Below are 17952 nucleotides of genomic sequence, written 5' to 3'. Positions count from 1 at the left end.
ATGTTAAACCTGTTCTAAAACTCGCCAGCTAAGGCAGGAACGCAGCGTTCACAGAGTAGGGGATGCTCTGCTGATTCTCCCACATGGGTGGAGTAGTTCCAACAGCGATCGCATTTTTCCCCATCTGCATTGACTATCCCAATTCCCCAACTATCAGACTGGGAGGTATATTTCCCATCTTGCAGTTTGTCAGCAGCATCTAACAACTCTACTTGGGATGTCAAGAATAAATAACGCAGTTCATCTACGCCGTTACCAACTTCAGGATTTAAAGTTGCAATGGCGTTGCGAGAGTTGGTATCTTTGACGTAAATCAAAGCTTTCGCTTCTAGGGAAGAACCAATCATTTTTTCTACCCTAGCTTGTTCTAACACCTTGTTAACATCGGTGCGTAACTGGCGTAATTGTTGCCAAAACCCTGCCAACTCTGGATTATGCCATTTCTCCTCTACTTGTACCCAACCAGCTTCAAACACTGATTTATACGGTGTTTTGTACGGGAGATATTGCCAGATATCTTCAGCTGTGTGACATAGCACTGGGGCGATCGCTCGTGCTAAATTTTGTAGAGCAATGTGTATCACTGTCTGACAACTGCGGCGGCGGAAAGAATCGGCTGCGCTGATATATAATCTATCCTTGGCAACATCTAAGTAGAAGTTAGATAAATCCACCACGCAGAAATTCTGCACCGTTTGGAAGAAGCGGAAGAATTGGAAACTTTCAAAAGCTTCCGTCACTTCCTCAAACACCTCACGGATGCGGTGCAGCATATACTTATCTAACTGCGGCATTTCCTCAAACTGTACAGCGTCTTTTTCTGGGTCAAAGTCATGCAAACTACCTAGCAAGAACCGCGCCGTATTGCGAATCTTACCTCTGACATCGTTGAGTTGTTTGATGATATTGCCACCCAAACGCACATCCCCGGTGTAATCTACAGAAGATGCCCACAACCGCATAACATCTGCACCATAAGGTGGTTCTTTCTTCTGGTCTTTACCCCCAGAAATGAGAATTTTTGGGTCAACTACATTTCCTTCTGATTTACTCATTTTCCGCCCTTGTTCATCCAAAACAAAGCCATGAGTTAATACAGTTTTGTAAGGTGCAATGCCATTCACAGCCACACTAGTCAACAAACTCGACTGGAACCAACCGCGATGTTGGTCGGAACCTTCCAAATACATATCCGCCGGGTAGCGTAACTCTGGACGCTGCTTGACTACGGAAGCCCAAGAAGAACCAGAATCAAACCATACATCCATCGTGTCTGTACCTCTGCGGTAAGACCGACCATTATTTCTATAGGACTCTGGTAATAATTCCTCTACCGACAACTCCCACCAAGCATCGGAACCTTTTTCGGCAATGATGGCTTGTACATAGTTGATGGTTTCCTCATTTAGTAGAGGTTCATTGGTTTCCTCATCGTAGAATACCGGAATTGGTACACCCCAGGAACGCTGGCGAGAGATACACCAATCAGAACGTTCCGCCACCATCGGCGTGATGCGATTTTCACCTTGGGCTGGTATCCATTTTACAGTAGCGATCGCCTTTAGTGCCTCATCCCGGAAACCTTCCACCGAAGCAAACCACTGTTCAGTCGCCCGGAAAATTGTCGGCTTCTTAGTCCGCCAATCATAAGGATACTTATGTGCATAAGCTTCTTCCTTCAACAAGGAACCCGCAGCCGTCAACGCATCAATGACCGCCTGATTGCCATCACCCAACACATTCAACCCAGCAAACTGTCCCGCCTCCTGGGTAAAATCGCCATTGTCGTCCACAGGTGCAAGAATAGGCAAACCATAACGCAGACCCACAACATAGTCTTCTTGACCATGACCAGGGGCAGTATGTACCAACCCAGTACCCGAATCAGTAGTGATATAATCACCACCCACAACCACCGGACTTTCCCGGTCAAATAAAGGATGACGGTAAGTAGTATGTTCCAACTCCTTACCTTTAAAAGTAGCTTTCACAGTCAACTGCGCCGAGATAGTCGCCGCCAAACGTTCCACTAAATCAGCCGCCACAATCAAATACTTGAAATTACTTTGCGCCTCTGCGCCTTTGTGTGAGATTTCCACCACAGCATAATTCAAATCGCCATTAACAGCCACCGCCAAATTTCCCGGAATAGTCCAAGGCGTAGTAGTCCAGATAGCCACACCCAAATCAGGCAAATACTCACCCAACAAAGGTTTTGCCGCCTCAGCTAAACTAGTCACAGGAAAAGCCGCATAGATACTCCGGGAAGTATGCCCTTCTGGATATTCCAACTCCGCCTCAGCCAACGCTGTCTTAGAACTAGGACTCCAGTGAACAGGCTTCAACCCACGATATATGTATCCTTTTAAGACCATCTGCCCAAACACACCAATCTGCGCCGCCTCATATTCAGGCTTCAGCGTCAAATATGGATTATCCCAGTCACCCCAAACACCATAACGTTTAAAATTTTGGCGTTGGTCATCAACAGTAGCCAAAGCGAACTCTTTAGCCTTTTGCCGCAGTTGTAGTGGTGTTAAATTTTGCCGTTCTGCTGACTTGAGATTTTGCAAAACTTTTAATTCAATTGGTAAGCCGTGACAGTCCCAACCAGGCACATAGCGAACCTTCCGACCTTGCAGCAGTTGGTAACGATTAATAATATCTTTGAGAATTTTATTTAAGGCATGACCAATATGAAGTGAGCCGTTAGCGTAGGGAGGCCCATCGTGCAGTATAAATAATTCACCTGGGTTATTTTGCGACAGGCTCTCAAAAATTTGATTTTCTTCCCAAAACTTTTGGATTTCGGGTTCCCGCTTAATGGCGTTCGCCCGCATATCAAAATTGGTCTTGGGTAAATTTACAGTATCTTTGTAGCTTCCAGTTTCCGTCACAGCTTCATGCCTAAGATTATGTATGCAGGTTCTATCAATTATAGAAGATGGTAGGAAACCCAAAATTACCTCTTTTGCTCACACCGTCCTTGCTACTTAAGTAATATCACTACTGTTTAGACACAATAAATACCTTAAAATTATATTTTACCGACAAAGTACCATCACAAACTTAGAGAAAAATAAACAACTTTGTATTTTGAATGCAGCCAACATTGACAAAGCGCGGCGAATCCATCAGTAAACTTATAATTTGGATACGAACAGAATATTTATTTAATATCCATATTTGTAATCAAAGACTATCGTAATTTATTGAAACAATTGCTTCTTCATCATCACAATTGCGGAAACATAACACTTTTTCCTGATGAGAAAATCAGGAATTTTACGGATATAAAATAAATTAAAAGTATTTAAAATGATAAGTCAATGAAGATTGATTTATCTATGGGAGTATTCAAATATAGCGATATTATCTAGAATAAAAAACAAGATTAAAGTCGTGGACTAGATGCAGAAGATAATGATAAAAAATCATCAATGATAATATCTTCTGTCACTTTTATCTTTCATGTTTTATCACCTTTCAATGAATTAAACTATAATTCAATCAACTGTTGTTTGACAAAATTCATTTGTCAAACAACAGCAGCTTACTGGTTGGGGTTTTGAGAAAGCTGATTTTAAAATCACAGATATCGAATACAATTTCCCCCGGTCTGATGGTATCAAATAACGTACTTAATGAATTTAAAACTTGTACCCAACTCCAATATAATGGACAGTTAGTTATTAATAGTCCTAAGGGACATCAATGGACTTTCTATTATCGATTGGGTAGGATAGTTTGGGCAACAGGAGGAACTCATCCTTTTCGTCGCTGGCGTAGACTCATGGCTCAACATTGCCCACAGATTGATGTTGATAAAATGCAACTACGTCCGCAAGATATATCGATGAGTTACTGGGATTACCGCCTGTTAGAAATTTTGTATAAAAAGCAGAAGATTCAACGGGAGCAAATTCATAGTATTGTTGATAATACCATCAACGAACTTCTGTTTGAATTAGCCCAACAGAGTAATTTTGTCACTATTAGTTGCGAACGTAACCAAAAAGTTATCCTAGAGACACCAATGAGTTTCACGAGTGCAGATGTGTCAATGAAACAGATGCTAGAATCGTGGAAAAATTGGTCAGAAGCGGGCTTGGTAAATATTTGTCCTGACTTAGCACCAGTAATTTGTAGACCAGAACAACTCCAACAACAGGTAAGTCCATCTGTTTATAAAAACTTTGTCACTTTAATTAATGGCAAATCCACATTGCGAGATTTAGCTGCCAAAATGAGGCAGAATGTTTTGCCAGTCTCCCGTTCTTTGCTACCCTATGTCCTTAAAGGAATCATCGAATTGGTGGAGTTGCCCGATTTACCTTTAGCTGTAGTAGAAACTCTCAATAAGGCGACCTCTGCACAACCTACAAAATCCAAGGTTCCGGTGATAGCCTGTGTAGATGATAGTCCACAGGTTTGTAAACTTCTGGAAGATATTATCACCGCCAATGAAATGAAATTCATCAAAATTCAAGATGCTGTACAGGCATTACCACTGCTGATTCAAGAAAAACCAGACTTGATCTTTTTAGATTTAATCATGCCAGTGGCTAGTGGTTATGAAATATGTACGCAATTGCGGCGAATTCCTACTTTTGCTAACACACCCGTAATTATCTTAACAGGCAATGATGGTCTGTTAGATCGAGTACGTGCTAAGGTTGTGGGTTCTACTGACTTTCTCACAAAGCCTGTAGCAGCAGATAGGGTGATGAGTATAATCCGTAAATACTTACCTATGCAACCTACATCCACAGCCAAAACAGGATCTCGTTTAGAATTTTGTTAATAATCAGTGTCCCTAATTGATGAATACATGGAATCTTTTGATGGTCTAGAGTAATTTATTTTTCAGGATAAATTATTGTTAACTTTGGTACATAATTATTTGCAATAAATAAGTGTATTTCGGTCAAGAAAATATGAAGTATACGTATTTTTCCTGAGCCGAATTTAACATTAAGAGATCAAAATTATAACAAACAACTAGCCTGTGGTTGTCAGGATTAAATACACAATTTGCCTTTGATATTTTAGCTAAAAACCTACAATTTTACAGAAAATTATCATGAATACAGTGTTAGTTATCGAGGATGGTCTCACCGACCGCGAAATTCTTATTCGTTACTTACAACAAGCTGGCTATTCTGTAATTAGTGCCACAAGTAGTGAGGAAGCCCAAGAAAAATTAGATGTAACTCAGCCAGATTTAATATTTCTGGATGTGATTTTACCAGGTAAAAGTGGTTTTGAAATTTGTCGAGAACTGAAAAATAATCCAAAGACTAGCAATATCCCTGTGGTTTTCTGTTCTACCAAAAATAGTGATGTAGATAAAACTTGGGGAAATATGTTAGGGGCAGAAGCTTATCTTTCTAAGCCCATCAATCAGGAAGAGTTAACTTTAACTCTCAAGAGACTTTCTAGATAAAATTTTCTAGAAATCAACCAAATACTAAATAAATTAAAGGGTGAAAATTTGGAAAGTCAGCAGAAATTTTTAAGCTTTAATTTGGGAATCAAAGATACAGCAGTAATTTCCTTGCAGCATATTACAGAAGTTTTACAAGTGTCTTTGATGGATATATGCGGCGTACCCCAAATGCCGGCTTGTGTTCTCGGTGTGTACAACTGGCGCGGTGAAATGTTGTGGTTAGTAGATTTAGAAGAAATGCTAGGCTACCCACCGCTATCACGTACAAGCAATTTTATGGCAAGAATGATGGCAATTGTGTTGGAGGATGATGGTAAGCATTTAGGAATTCTAGTCCGGCAAATGATGGATATTGAGTTTCTAGACAATAATCAAATGAAAGCACCTGCTGCTGAATTATTTTCATCATCTATTACTGATTTTTTGCAAGGATATTTCATTAATAATGATGAGAAAATGATGTTCAATTTAGATGCTAGTGCTATTATTCATTCTCCTATGTGGGTTACTCATAACTAGTCATCAATCAAGCAGTATTGATTATGGCTTTCAAAGCCTATAATCTTCACAATAACTTAAATTTGCTAACAATTACATATCCATCAATTCAAGTGTAACACTAATTAGCAAATATCAAATAATTAAACTAAAAAAAATTGAGGTTTATTGAGATGACGATCGCAAAATATAACAGCAAGGAAAATGAGAAAGTTGCTCCAGCTTCTCAACTAGAAAATCCCAATTTAGCTAATAACGTCCAGAAAGAAGAAATCGGAGTCAATGAAAGCGCCCAACAAGTAAAAATGTGGCGACAGCAGTTGCAAGATATCATCATGCAGATGCGCCAAGCATCAGAGTGGGATGCAGTTTTAAAAATTACCGTGGCGAAAGTTAGAGAAAAAATTGCTTGCGATCGCGCTTTAATTTATCAGTTTACTTCACATGAGTCTGGCACAGTTTTAGCCGAGTCAAGAACTCTTGGTTGGACACCAACTATGGGGGAATTTCTTCCAGGCATTACCTTTGGTTTGGATACGAACCAAGACTATATAGAGCCAATAGCTATTAATAATGTTACTCAAATCCAACTTACTCCCTATCAAAAACAATTATTAGATAAATTCCAAATTAAAGCTAGTTTAAGTTTGCCAATAGTCGCAGACGGTAAAGTGTGGGGATTGCTGGTAGTGACTGGCTGCGTTAGCGCTAGAAACTGGCAAGAAACGGAAATTACTCTATTAACCCAAGTTAGTACAGAGTTAACCTATAGATTGCAGAGTTTTGAATTTAAAACTCAATTACAACTGCAAAATCAGGCTAAACAAGCTGTATCTAAAGTGATGGAAAAAATCTTACGCCTATCAAATACAGATAAGATTTTCCAAAGCACCACGCAAGAGATCCGTCAATTATTAAAGTGCGATCGCGTCGCTGTTTATCGTTTCAATCCTGATTGGAGTGGGGAATTTGTCGCGGAATCTGTAGGTAGTGGTTGGGTAAAACTAGTAGGCCCTGATATTAAGACTGTTTGGGAAGATACCCACTTACAAGAAACCCAAGGAGGACGTTATCGCCATCAAGAAAGTTTTGTTGTTAACGATATTTATGAAGCCGGTCATTTTTCTTGCCATCTAGAAATTTTAGAACAGTTTGAAATCAAAGCCTACATTATCGTTCCTGTGTTTGCTGCGGAAAAATTATGGGGTTTACTAGCAGCTTATCAAAACTCTGGTACTCGTGAGTGGGTAGAGTGGGAATCTAGTTTTTTGGCTCAAGTTGGGTTGCAATTTGGCATAGCTATTTCTCATGCAGAATATTTAGAAAAAACGCGATTGCATTCTGAGCAAATGATGCAGATTGCTGAACAAGAAAAAATCTTCTCCAGAATAGTTAACCGTATTCGCCAAGCTACAGATGTAGAAACTATTTTTAGAACCACAACTCAAGATGTACGCCAATCATTACGATGCGATCGCGTCGCTGTTTATCGCTTTAATCATTATTGGGGTGGTGAATTTATCGCTGAATCAGTGGCTTCTGGATGGACAAAAGTTGTAGGGCCAAATATCAAAACTATTATAGATGATACCTATCTACAAGATACTAAAGGTGGACGCTATGCCAGAGGAGAAAATCATATTGTCAATGATATTTACACAGTAGGTTTTGCACCCTGTCATATCGAAACATTAGAGCAGTTCGATGCTAAAGCTTATATCATTGTGCCTATCTTTTTTGGCGATAAATTATGGGGCTTGCTTGCAGCGTACCAAAACTCTGGTTCCCGCGAGTGGCAATCTTGGGAAGTCAATTTTTTAAATCAAATCGCCCTACAATTTAGCCTTGCCAAATCGCAATTAGACTATCTAGAACAGGTACAAATAAAATCTGAGAAAATAGCTCAGATGGCGGAACAAGAAAAAGCCTTTACTAAGATAGTTAACCGCATTCGTCAAGCTGTAGATATCGATGACATTTTCAAAATTACTACCCAAGAAGTCCGGCAATTATTAAGGAGCGATCGCGTCGCTGTTTATCGTTTCAATCCTGATTGGGGTGGTGAGTTTGTGGCGGAATCAGTAGGTAATAATTGGGTCAAACTCGTAGGGACTGATATTAAAACTGTTTGGGAAGATACCTACATCCAAGAAACTCAAGGTGGTAGATATGCTAAAGGTGAAACCTTTGTTGTTAATGATCTGTACGAAGCAGGCCATTCTCCCTGTCATTTGGAAATTTTAGAACAATTTGAAGTCAGGGCTTATGTGATTGTTCCTGTGTTCATTAACGAACAATTATGGGGATTGCTGGCAACTTACCAAAATTCTGGCCCCCGTGATTGGGAACAATCCCAAGTTAGCCTCCTAGCACGGGTAGGCGACCAGTTGGGATTAGCGCTGCAACAAACTGAATATCTGCAACAACTACAAACACAATCAGCACAGCTAGCAGAAGCTGCAAAGAGGGAAAAAGCAGCCAAAGAGTTACTGCAACAGCGTTCTATTCAACTACTAATGGCTGTGCGACCAGCTTTAAATGGTGATTTGACAGTCCGCGCACCCATTACAGAAGACGAACTAGGCACCATTGCCGACGCTTACAATAACACCTTACAAGCCTTGCGGCAAATTGTCTTACAAGTGCAAACATCTTCTCAGCAAGTCGCCCAAACCTCCACCGATAGCAATGCTTCACTTGCAAGCTTGAATAACTTAGCTAAACAACAATCCCAAGAAATTACTACCGCCTTGGGTGAAATTCAACAGATGCTAGACTCTACCCAAGCCGTGGTAGCTAGCGCCGAGTTAGTACAAGTGGCAGTACAACAAGCAAACAAAACTGTCGAATCTGGCGATGCAGCCATGAACCTGACAGTGCAAGCCATCCAAGCAATTCGAGAAACTGTAGCGCAAACCAGCAAAAAAATTAAGCGCTTGAGTGAATCTTCGCAAAAAATCTCCAAAGTGGTGAACTTGATTAGTAGTTTTGCCACCCAGACAAACGTCTTGGCTTTGAACGCCGCTATTGAAGCCACCCGTGCAGGGGAATACGGTAAAGGTTTCGCAGTGGTAGCCGATGAAGTCCGTTCTTTATCTCGCCAGTCAGCCGCCGCCACAATTGAAATTGAAAAATTAGTCCAAGAGATTCAGGAGGAAACTGGAGAAGTTGCGGTAGCAATGGAAACCGGGATTCAGCAGGTAGTAGAAGGGACAAATTTTGTTAGTGAAACAAGGCACAACTTAAATGCGATCGTTTCTGCAACTGCCGAAATTAGCCAATTAATTCAACAAATTACTGATGCAACTCAAAAACAAATGGGGCAATCTGTATTAGTCACAAATTCGATGAAAGATGTGGCAGCGATCGCCAATAAAACTTTTGCAGAATCACAAGATATTGCCACCGTCTTCCAAGACTTATCAGGTATGGCGCAAGATCTGTTAACAACCGCCAGTAAGTTCAAAGTGAATTAATAATTAGGGACTGGGGATTGGGGGCTAGGAACTAGCTAGTAACTTGTCAATTTTTCTAGTAAGGGTTTTAGTCCCAACTTGAGAAGTACTACAGTCCTGCCTGCCAACCCTCAAAACTATCTTGACAAAATTACCCACCCAATCCCCAGTACCCAATCCCCAATATCCAATTCCCAGTACCCAAATTATGATTACTGATACCGAAATTCGTGAACAAGGCTATATTTATTTTTTAGCAGAAGCGCCAGATTTAATTCAAACTATCGAGCAAGAATTATTCAGTCTAGCTGAAAATCATAGTATAGCCAGAGTTCATAATTTAATGCGTGCTACTCATACAATTAAGGGTGGTGCTGCTACCGTTGGGCTAAACACAATTCAGACGATAGCCCATTCTTTGGAAGATGTGTTTAAGGCTTTATATAGCCCCAAGGTGGTAATAGATGCTGAGTTACACACTTACTTATTTCAGGCTTATGAATGTTTGCAATTGGCATTAACATCGGAATTAACAGGCAGCATTATTAACGAAGAAGAACTTTTACAAAGAGCTACTGATATATTTGCTAAACTTCAAGAAAAATTAGGCGATAATTTTAGTGATAATTCTCATATCCCTACCTCTGAAGAGTTGGGATTCGATATTGTTCAATCTATATTTGAAGTAGGTGTGCAACAACGTTTAGGAAGTATTACTGAAGCTCTTAAAAATATAGAAAATGATACAGAATTAAGAGATTTTTTTAGTTCCCAATTAGAAGTATTTCTCGGTTTGGCAGAGTCTTTAAATTTACCTGGTTTTGGCGAAATTGCACAAACAGCTTTGACAGCGCTACAAGTTAATCCTCGTCAAGTACGCGAAATTACTGAGATTGCCTATGTCGATTTAGAGCAGGCACAACGCAATATTTTAGCAGGTGATCGCACTCATGGTGGTACACCTTCTGCGGCTTTACGGCAATTAACATCAGTTGTGACAAATCAGGCATCTGGGGAAGTTGATTCAGAATTTTTAATTCGCCAAGAAGAATTTTATCAGTTTTTAACTACATTAAATAATAACAAAAGCGAATGTCTTCAGCCTGTAACTGCTCAATTATACTTAAAAGTAGTTCATTACATTTTTGGCTGGTTTAACCATGAAAGAGAAATACCAGAATCAGCTTTAAAATGGGATTTACTTATTACCAATGATGAATTTTCTAGTTCAATTGAATATATTGAAAATTGGCTAGGTAAGTTTTTGAAATTTGTGCGGCAGGAAGTAGATAGTGAAAGTATTTGCCTTTATCGTCAAGGTATTATTTTAATTATACTTTTATCGATTGTCAAATTTCAATATTCAATTAAAAAAACTGCCGATAGTATTCTCCTAATCCAAGCTATTCAAACTAAAATCGGTTTAGTCGCTCAAGAATATAAGCAATATCCTCCTATTACTGCCCAAGAAAAAAACTGGGTTGACAACCCTAAATTACAAAAACTTCTAATTTTTAAAAATATATCAACTTCCTCATCCAACATGAATGATGGACTGTTAGAAGCAATTTGGGGAGGAGAAGCTAGTGAAGAAGAGACTCAAGTTGAGCCACAAATAGAAGTGAATGATATTTCTGAATCTACGACATCTTTAGCTGTAGCTGAAAAATCGAGTACAGAAATTACAGAAACAGCCCTGGATGTTGTAAATGAACAAATAATCGATAAAGTTAAAAATTATCAAGGTAAAAAGAATCATAAAAGCTCATCTGTACGTGTGGAAGTTGAGGGATTAGAACGCATTAATTATTTGGCTAGTGAACTGCTAATTCACCAAAAAAGACGCACTTTAAATGATGAACAAGTGCAAGAAATTATCGATCAGTTATTACAACGCCTTAACAAGCATCAAGAAACTTTAAATCAACTTCGTGATTTACCACTACAACGGCAAAGTTTAGCAACACAACATATACAAAGTTTTGCTTCGGTTAATTTTGATCCCTTAGAAATGGATGCTTATACAGAATTTCATCTGACATTACACGAAGCAATCGAAGAGACATCACAATTACAAGAAGCAACAGAGTCCATTGATTTTTTATTCAAACAAGCTACTCAAATTAGTCAGAAAAAACAAAGTTTAGCTTTCAGTTTGATAGATAACTTAGTTGAAGCGAGGATGTTGCCTTTAGAAAATATCCTCAGCCGCTTCCCCCACATGGTAAAAAACCTCAGTACTGTTTACCACAAACGGGTGGATTTAAAATTTAATGGCACAGATGTACTAATAGATAAGGCGATCGCTGAAAAGCTGTATGATCCCTTGTTACACTTAGTCCGTAATGCTTTCGATCACGGTATTGAATCTCCAGAGGTTCGCCGAGAACGCGGTAAACCAGAACAAGGTGTGATTGAAATCTGTGCTTATCATCAAGGTAGTCAAACAATTATCGAAGTTAGAGATGATGGACAAGGCTTAAAGCTAGACAGCATTCGTAAAAAAGCTATTGAACTGAATTTCATTTCCAAGAACGATCAATCCAAAGAAAATTTATCTCAAATCAATGATTCTGAACTGTTAGAATTCATGTTCGCACCAGGATTTACTACTGCGGAAAAAGTTAGTGAACTTTCTGGACGCGGGATGGGACTAGATATTGTCCGTTCTCAACTGCAAGCACTCAACGGCTCAATTTCTGTGCAGACTTTGCCTAATCAAGGTACAAAATTTATCCTTAAAATACCCTTTTCTATGACTACCGATCAATTAATGCTAGTACAAGCTGGCGGTGTTGTTTATGCTCTACTATTGGATAGTATTGAAAAAATAGTCATTCCCTCAGCGCAACAAATTCAAGAATTTGAAGGTAAACGCGTTTTACATTGGGATAGCGGTAATGAAGATACTATGCTTAGTCTGCATCAACTCTCAGAGTTGATGTATTATAATGGTAGCTGTTTTAATAATTTGAATACGAGTAATTTACTGCCTGAGCATAACACAGAAGAGATGAATCATCCTGTATTATTGCTGAGACGAAACCAAGGCATTTTCGCTTTACAAGTTGACCAAATTATCGGTGAACAAGAACTAGTAATTAGACCATTGGGAAATGCGATCGCTCCCCCCAAATACGTGTATGGTTCCAGTAGTTTAGCTAATGGCAACCTCATGCTAGTTATTGATGGTGCTTTGCTATTAGAGTCCGTGGAGATGCAGGCAACCCTTGATACCTTGGCGCTACCAACAGATGAATATGCCAATCAACAAGCCTTATCAATATCCCCATCTACTATTCCATCGCTACCTTTATTATCCGCTACTGTAGAGACAAATCAAAAATTATCAAAAGTAATTTTAGTAGTGGATGATGCTATTAGTTTGCGGCAAACCTTATCCTTAACTCTGCAAAAATCTGGTTATCAAGTAATCCAAGCACAAAACGGGGCTGAAGCTTTAGAACAGTTACAACGACACCCAGAAATTCAACTTGTTGTTTCTGATTTAGAAATGCCCCGGATGAATGGCTTTGAATTCTTAAGCCATATTCAACATAATCCCAAATACACCAAAATTCCTGTAATCATTCTCACTTCTCGTAGTGCGGAAAAGCATCGTCAACTCGCCCAAGAATTAGGTGCAAAAGCTTATTTATCAAAACCTTATTTAGAACATGAGTTGATTAATACTATTGAAAGTTTAATCAATTCAGCAAAAGACAATTTAAATCGATTAATCACAGTTTGAAGAAGGCGGATAATTTTTTGGGAGCGATCGCAGAGTGACTAACTTTGAGCTAATTGTTCTATAAGTTGCAGTAGATGTTGCTCAATTTGCCCAAGGGCTTCGGTTGCAGAGGTTTTATCGATGTCGTGAACTAGCCAGTATTCAATTACATCAACCCATTGAGGAAAGCGCTCATTCATTAGTGGGCGGTGTTCTGCTTCATCTAGGGCAATAACCTTGGTAGCTGATTGAAAATCTGGCTCACAGGCTGGCTGGGGAAACCGTTCATCATCAGATATATTCACTAAACGCGCTGCTAAAGCTTCAGCCGCATATTGGGAAATTGCCCCCACATTGTTTACACCCCGTTCCAGTGCTAATCCTCTGGAATCAGCCTGCCAATTTAACCCCTGTTTGGTAGCCAACCAATTAAATAGGTGTTCGGCAAAGCGACTGCGGTAGTAGTTACCTGTACACAAGAACAAGATTTTATTCATTTGACTAAATGATTTTGATTAAGCCTACGGGCTTTTTACTGGTAAATGGGTTTATTTGCAAGATATCTAGGCTACTTTTCAATAAATCAGATGGTTGCAATAAAGTGATTTTGTACCAATACGGGAGGGCGATCGCCTAATTACAAAGGATTAGCCTCTGTCACCACTTCAGGCAGTGGAATCAACTCTGTTTCATCTGGCACAGTAGCAAAGCGACAGTCTCGCCAATCGGATTTAGCTTTCTCTATTCGCTCTGGTCGGCTAGAGACAAAATTCCACCATTTGTAGCGTGTACCCAATGGCTCTCCACCAATCACAATACACCGAGCAGCGTCAGTAGCAGAAACCTTGACCTCGTGACCTGACTCTAAGATAGCCAGGCGATATGGCTCTATGGGCTGATCATTAATGCTTATCCCTTCTGTAACACTGTATACTGCTCTCTCTGAATAATCAGTAGGAATATTGAAGTGACCATTGGCAGATAGCACTCCATCTAAATAGAGGATGGGTGAAAAAACTTTCACAGGTGAGGTATGGTCATATGCTTCTCCAGCAATAAGCTTGATGGTAACACCGTTCTTGTCCCAGGTGGGAAGGTTTTCAGCTGGATAATGAGTAAACCAAGGATCAGTTTCTTCGTATTCGACAGGCAAAGCAATCCAGGTTTGGATACCATGAATGGTAGTTTCGTTGTGACGGTCAAAGTCGGGCGATCGCTCTGAATGTACAATCCCCTTTCCCGCCGTCATCCAGTTCACTGCACCCGGTTGAATCTCTTGCACGATACCTAAACTATCGCGGTGCATTATAGAACCATCGAATAAGTAAGTTAAGGTGGCAAGATTAATATGAGGATGTGGTCGTACATCAATGCCTTTGTTGGGTGGTAAAACAGATGGGCCAAGATGATCAAAAAAGATAAACGGCCCGACCATTTGACGATGCGGATATGGCAAACTACGGCGGGCAACAAACCCACCCAAATCTTTAACTTCAGGTTCAATCAGTTGAAGTATTGCCATAAGTAGCGGGGGGTAATTGGTAGATGCTGCAATCATTATAAGTAGATTCACCTGACAAAAAGCTCATACCAATTCAAAATTCAAAATACCCTTCGGGTTCTCCGAAGGAGTACAAAATTCAAAATTAAGAATCAAGAGAGGACAAGCGTTTGGGGTTGTACATCTGTCACATTTTTTTTTCAAATTGGTATCACCTTTGTGAATTATCTATTTGTGCATAGATGAAGATGGAATTAAAAAGTGGGAGTACAGAAATACCTATGGAGAAAGCAACATTTGGGGCTGGCTGTTTTTGGGGCGTGGAGGCGGCATTTCGCAAGGTAAAAGGGGTAGTATCAACCTCAGTTGGCTATATGGGAGGGCATTTCCCTAACCCTTGCTATCTTGATGTATTGTCGAGGATAACTGGTCATGCTGAGGTGGTGCAAATAGAATATGACCCTCAACTTGTTAGTTATGAAGATTTGTTAGCAGTTTTTTGGGATATTCATGACCCGACAACCCTCAACCGCCAGGGGCCAGATAAAGGAGAACAGTACAGGTCTGTAATCTTTTTTCACAATGAGCAGCAAGCAGAAGCGGCGCAGCAGTCAAAAGCCAAGCTTCAGGTGTCAGGCAGATTTGAACGCGATATTGTGACCGAGATTAAGCAGAATAGTGAATATTACTTAGCGACAGAGGAACATCAACAGTATTTTGAGAAGCAGGCAAAACGCTAATGGAAAAAGACAGTCCCTATCAAGCAAGTTTCACAGTCAAATCAGGTGATACGCACCTAAATCAAATATTCATGCGTCAGGGCTGTCCATAGTCAAGAGTCCAGAGTCAAAGGCTAGCTTGGACTGTGGACTTTTGACAACCTGAGTGCGAAATATACAATTTAAATGCGTAAAAGCTTATGAAAGATGTCTTTTCCCTACACCCTTACACCCCTTTCAATTCAGGAGGGCAAATATTTTTAGCAATAATAGTTAGTAAAGCGAGTTGAGATTTAGCTAAGTATGGATAACTCACCTGAAAGCAAGTCTAGCTACCCTGCTGGGGGTGGTTTACCAGTGATTCAGTATTGGGTAGAACAAACTCTCTCACCACAAGGATTACAGTTATGGCAAACTCTCAATCATAAAAGCGCGTGTTTATCTTGTGCTTGGGGTACGGGTGGACAAAAAGGGGGATTTGTTAATGAAGCGGGAGAATATTTACAACGCTGTGCTAAAAGTGTAGAGGCGATCGCTGCGGAATTGCAACCAGGAATTAAGCAAGATTTTTTCCAAGAATATAGTATCAGTGAATTACAAAACCTCACTTCTCAAGAATGCGATCGCTTGGGTAGATTAAGTTATCCTCTGATTCTCAGATCAGGTTCGTCTCATTATCAACGTATTAGCTGGGAAGAAGTTTACCAAATCGCTACACAAGCCTTTAATTTACCACCAGCGCGAATTGCCAGCTATAGTTCTGGACGTTCATCTAATGAAGCTGCCTATTTACTACAATTATTAATGCGATCGCTAGGTAGCAATAATCTAGCCGACTGCTCAGATTTATGTCACGCTCCCTCAACAGTGGGGTTAAAAAAAGTTTTTGGTTCAGGTACATCAATGGTAAGCCTAGAGAGCCTAAAACATAGTGATTGTCTTGTTTTAATTGGTTCTAACGCACCAGCGAACCATCCCCGCTTGATGAACGAATTAATCAAGTTGCGGGAAAGAGGTGGAAAAGTAATTATTATTAATCCACAAATAGAAATCGGACTAGTTAAATTTGCCTCTCCTGCATTTCCCATTAAATCTTTACTCACCGGTGGTTCAGATATATCTTCCTTATATTTACAACCAATTCCTGGGAGTGATGCGGCATTATTTGTGGGATTGCAGAAATCACTCATAGAACAGAATTTAATCCAAATAGAATATCTCAAAGCTTATACTCAAAATTGGCAAAAAGTTGTAGATTACGCTAATCATATATCGTGGGATGACATTACTAATACCTGTGGTATATCTCAGGAAGAAATCACAGCCACAGCTTATATAATTGGAAAATCAACGCGTGTAGTTTTTGCCTGGGCAATGGGCGTAACTCAACAAGCTAACGGTGTAGATAATATTTTTAGTATTGCTAATACAGCTTTAATTACAGGTAACGCTGGTAAAATTGGGGCTGGAACTATGCCCATTCGAGGCCATTCCAATGTGCAAGGATTTGGTTCGATGGGTGTGACTGTAAATTTGCGAGAAGAAATCAAACAAGCATTATCTCAACTATTAGGAAAACCTCTGAACGAAACTCCTGGTTATCATACCCGTGACTTAATAGAAGCAGCAGAAACAGGAAAGATAGATACACTATTCTGTTTAGGGGGCAATCTGTATGCAGCCAACCCAGACTTACAGCAAGCAAAACAGTCGTTATCGCAAATAGATACCATTTTTTATGTGGCGACTAAACCGAACTTAGGACATTTTCACGGATTAGCTAAACAGCAAACTCTAATATTACCTGTATTCAATCGTTTTGAAAATCCTCATAAAACTACAACTGAATCAGGCAATAATTTTGTGAGGTTAAATGATGAAGGCAAAAGTCATTTACAACCATCTAATTCTGACTTGATTTCAGAAATAGAATTAATTACAGAAATTGCTCATCGTTTACATAGTGAAACACCAATAAATTGGCGTAAACTGCAAGATACAGCTTATATCAGAGAATTAATTGCTAAAACTATTCCTGGTTATGAAAAAATTGCCACAATTGACCAAACTAAACAGGAATTTCTGATTGAAGGGCGGATTTTAGAAGAACCAAAATTTCCTACATCTGATGGCAAAGCGCAGATGTTCGTTACACCTTTACCACAATTATCATTACCAACTAAAGCAGCATTTGGTGTATCAGAGCATCAGCCAGGAATTGTGCTAATTTTGGGAACAGGACGCAGCTATGGTCAACATAATACTGTAGTTTATCGTAGTGAAGATAAATACAGAGGAATGCCTCATCGTGAATGTATTTTAATGAATCCTCTGGATGTAAAAAAAGCGGGATTTCAGGAACATCAGCGAGTCATAGTCAAAGGAGATAAGGGAAAGTTAGACAATATTGAAATTATTTGTGGAGCAATTCGTGAGGGTGTAGCTTTTATGTTTTATCCTGAAGCTAATGTTTTATTTCAAGCAAAAATTGATCCACAAAGTGGCACACCTGCTTATAAAAGAGTTCCAGTTTGTATCATAGCAACCTGATTTAATTAAGAAGTTGAGTAGCTGGGAATTAATCATGATGAAATTATGCG

The 17952-nt window shown here is 39.6% G+C and carries 10 protein-coding genes; 7 read left to right on the top strand and 3 right to left on the bottom strand.

Features of this window, described 5'->3' with window-relative positions:
* Window positions 1-14: 14 nt before the first annotated feature.
* Window positions 15-2897: an isoleucine--tRNA ligase gene (ileS, locus tag H6G14_RS14340; RefSeq protein ID WP_190568045.1), complete on the bottom strand. Its 2883-nt coding sequence runs from the start codon at window positions 2895-2897 to the stop codon at window positions 15-17.
* 725 nt (window positions 2898-3622) lie between these two features.
* Here ileS and H6G14_RS14335 point away from each other — a divergent pair.
* From H6G14_RS14335 to H6G14_RS14315, 5 genes are all read left to right on the top strand, one after another.
* The gene (locus H6G14_RS14335; RefSeq protein WP_190568044.1) at window positions 3623-4804 is read left to right on the top strand and encodes a response regulator; all 1182 of its coding nucleotides are present in this window, start codon (window positions 3623-3625) and stop codon (window positions 4802-4804) included.
* A gap of 279 nt (window positions 4805-5083) precedes the next feature.
* Window positions 5084-5446, top strand: coding sequence for a response regulator transcription factor (locus H6G14_RS14330; protein WP_011320475.1), 363 nt, complete (start codon window positions 5084-5086; stop codon window positions 5444-5446).
* 48 nt (window positions 5447-5494) lie between these two features.
* Complete coding sequence (locus H6G14_RS14325; protein ID WP_190568043.1) at window positions 5495-5968, top strand: chemotaxis protein CheW; 474 nt, start codon at window positions 5495-5497, stop codon at window positions 5966-5968.
* Window positions 5969-6120: 152 nt separating this feature from the next.
* A complete protein-coding gene (locus H6G14_RS14320; protein WP_190568042.1) occupies window positions 6121-9423 on the top strand; it encodes a GAF domain-containing protein in 3303 nt (1100 codons plus the stop codon).
* 187 nt (window positions 9424-9610) lie between these two features.
* Window positions 9611-13153 carry a hybrid sensor histidine kinase/response regulator gene (locus H6G14_RS14315; RefSeq protein ID WP_190568084.1) on the top strand — a complete coding sequence of 1181 codons (3543 nt, stop codon included), beginning with the start codon at window positions 9611-9613 and terminating at the stop codon, window positions 13151-13153.
* Window positions 13154-13191: 38 nt separating this feature from the next.
* On the opposite strand, the gene H6G14_RS14310 is transcribed toward H6G14_RS14315, so the two are convergent.
* Window positions 13192-13629 carry an arsenate-mycothiol transferase ArsC gene (locus H6G14_RS14310; RefSeq protein ID WP_190568041.1) on the bottom strand — a complete coding sequence of 146 codons (438 nt, stop codon included), beginning with the start codon at window positions 13627-13629 and terminating at the stop codon, window positions 13192-13194.
* A 140-nt stretch (window positions 13630-13769) separates the two neighbouring features.
* Complete coding sequence (locus H6G14_RS14305; protein ID WP_190568040.1) at window positions 13770-14654, bottom strand: pirin family protein; 885 nt, start codon at window positions 14652-14654, stop codon at window positions 13770-13772.
* A 260-nt stretch (window positions 14655-14914) separates the two neighbouring features.
* Here H6G14_RS14305 and msrA point away from each other — a divergent pair, with 260 nt between their 5' ends.
* Entirely contained in the window at window positions 14915-15373 is a 459-nt protein-coding gene (gene msrA / locus H6G14_RS14300) for a peptide-methionine (S)-S-oxide reductase MsrA (protein ID WP_190568039.1), read from the top strand.
* A 282-nt stretch (window positions 15374-15655) separates the two neighbouring features.
* Window positions 15656-17902: an FdhF/YdeP family oxidoreductase gene (locus tag H6G14_RS14295; RefSeq protein ID WP_190568038.1), complete on the top strand. Its 2247-nt coding sequence runs from the start codon at window positions 15656-15658 to the stop codon at window positions 17900-17902.
* Window positions 17903-17952 lie beyond the last annotated feature (50 nt).

Origin of the sequence: Nostoc parmelioides FACHB-3921 (assembly GCF_014696625.1) — a bacterium.
Classification (GTDB): domain Bacteria; phylum Cyanobacteriota; class Cyanobacteriia; order Cyanobacteriales; family Nostocaceae; genus Trichormus; species Trichormus parmelioides.
The sequence above is the reverse complement of the archived record's forward strand: the minus strand, read 5'-3'. Positions and strand labels throughout refer to the sequence as shown.

Excerpts from the sequence above, each read along its gene's own strand:
- H6G14_RS14310 (WP_190568041.1), bottom strand. The coding sequence starts at position 13,629 with ATGAATAAAATCTTGTTCTTGTGTACAGGTAACTACTACCGCAGTCGC.
- H6G14_RS14295 (WP_190568038.1), top strand. The coding sequence starts at position 15,656 with ATGGATAACTCACCTGAAAGCAAGTCTAGCTACCCTGCTGGGGGTGGT.
- H6G14_RS14330 (WP_011320475.1), top strand. The coding sequence starts at position 5,084 with ATGAATACAGTGTTAGTTATCGAGGATGGTCTCACCGACCGCGAAATT.
- H6G14_RS14335 (WP_190568044.1), top strand. The coding sequence starts at position 3,623 with ATGGTATCAAATAACGTACTTAATGAATTTAAAACTTGTACCCAACTC.
- msrA (WP_190568039.1), top strand. The coding sequence starts at position 14,915 with ATGGAGAAAGCAACATTTGGGGCTGGCTGTTTTTGGGGCGTGGAGGCG.
- H6G14_RS14320 (WP_190568042.1), top strand. The coding sequence starts at position 6,121 with ATGACGATCGCAAAATATAACAGCAAGGAAAATGAGAAAGTTGCTCCA.
- H6G14_RS14305 (WP_190568040.1), bottom strand. The coding sequence starts at position 14,654 with ATGGCAATACTTCAACTGATTGAACCTGAAGTTAAAGATTTGGGTGGG.
- H6G14_RS14315 (WP_190568084.1), top strand. The coding sequence starts at position 9,611 with ATGATTACTGATACCGAAATTCGTGAACAAGGCTATATTTATTTTTTA.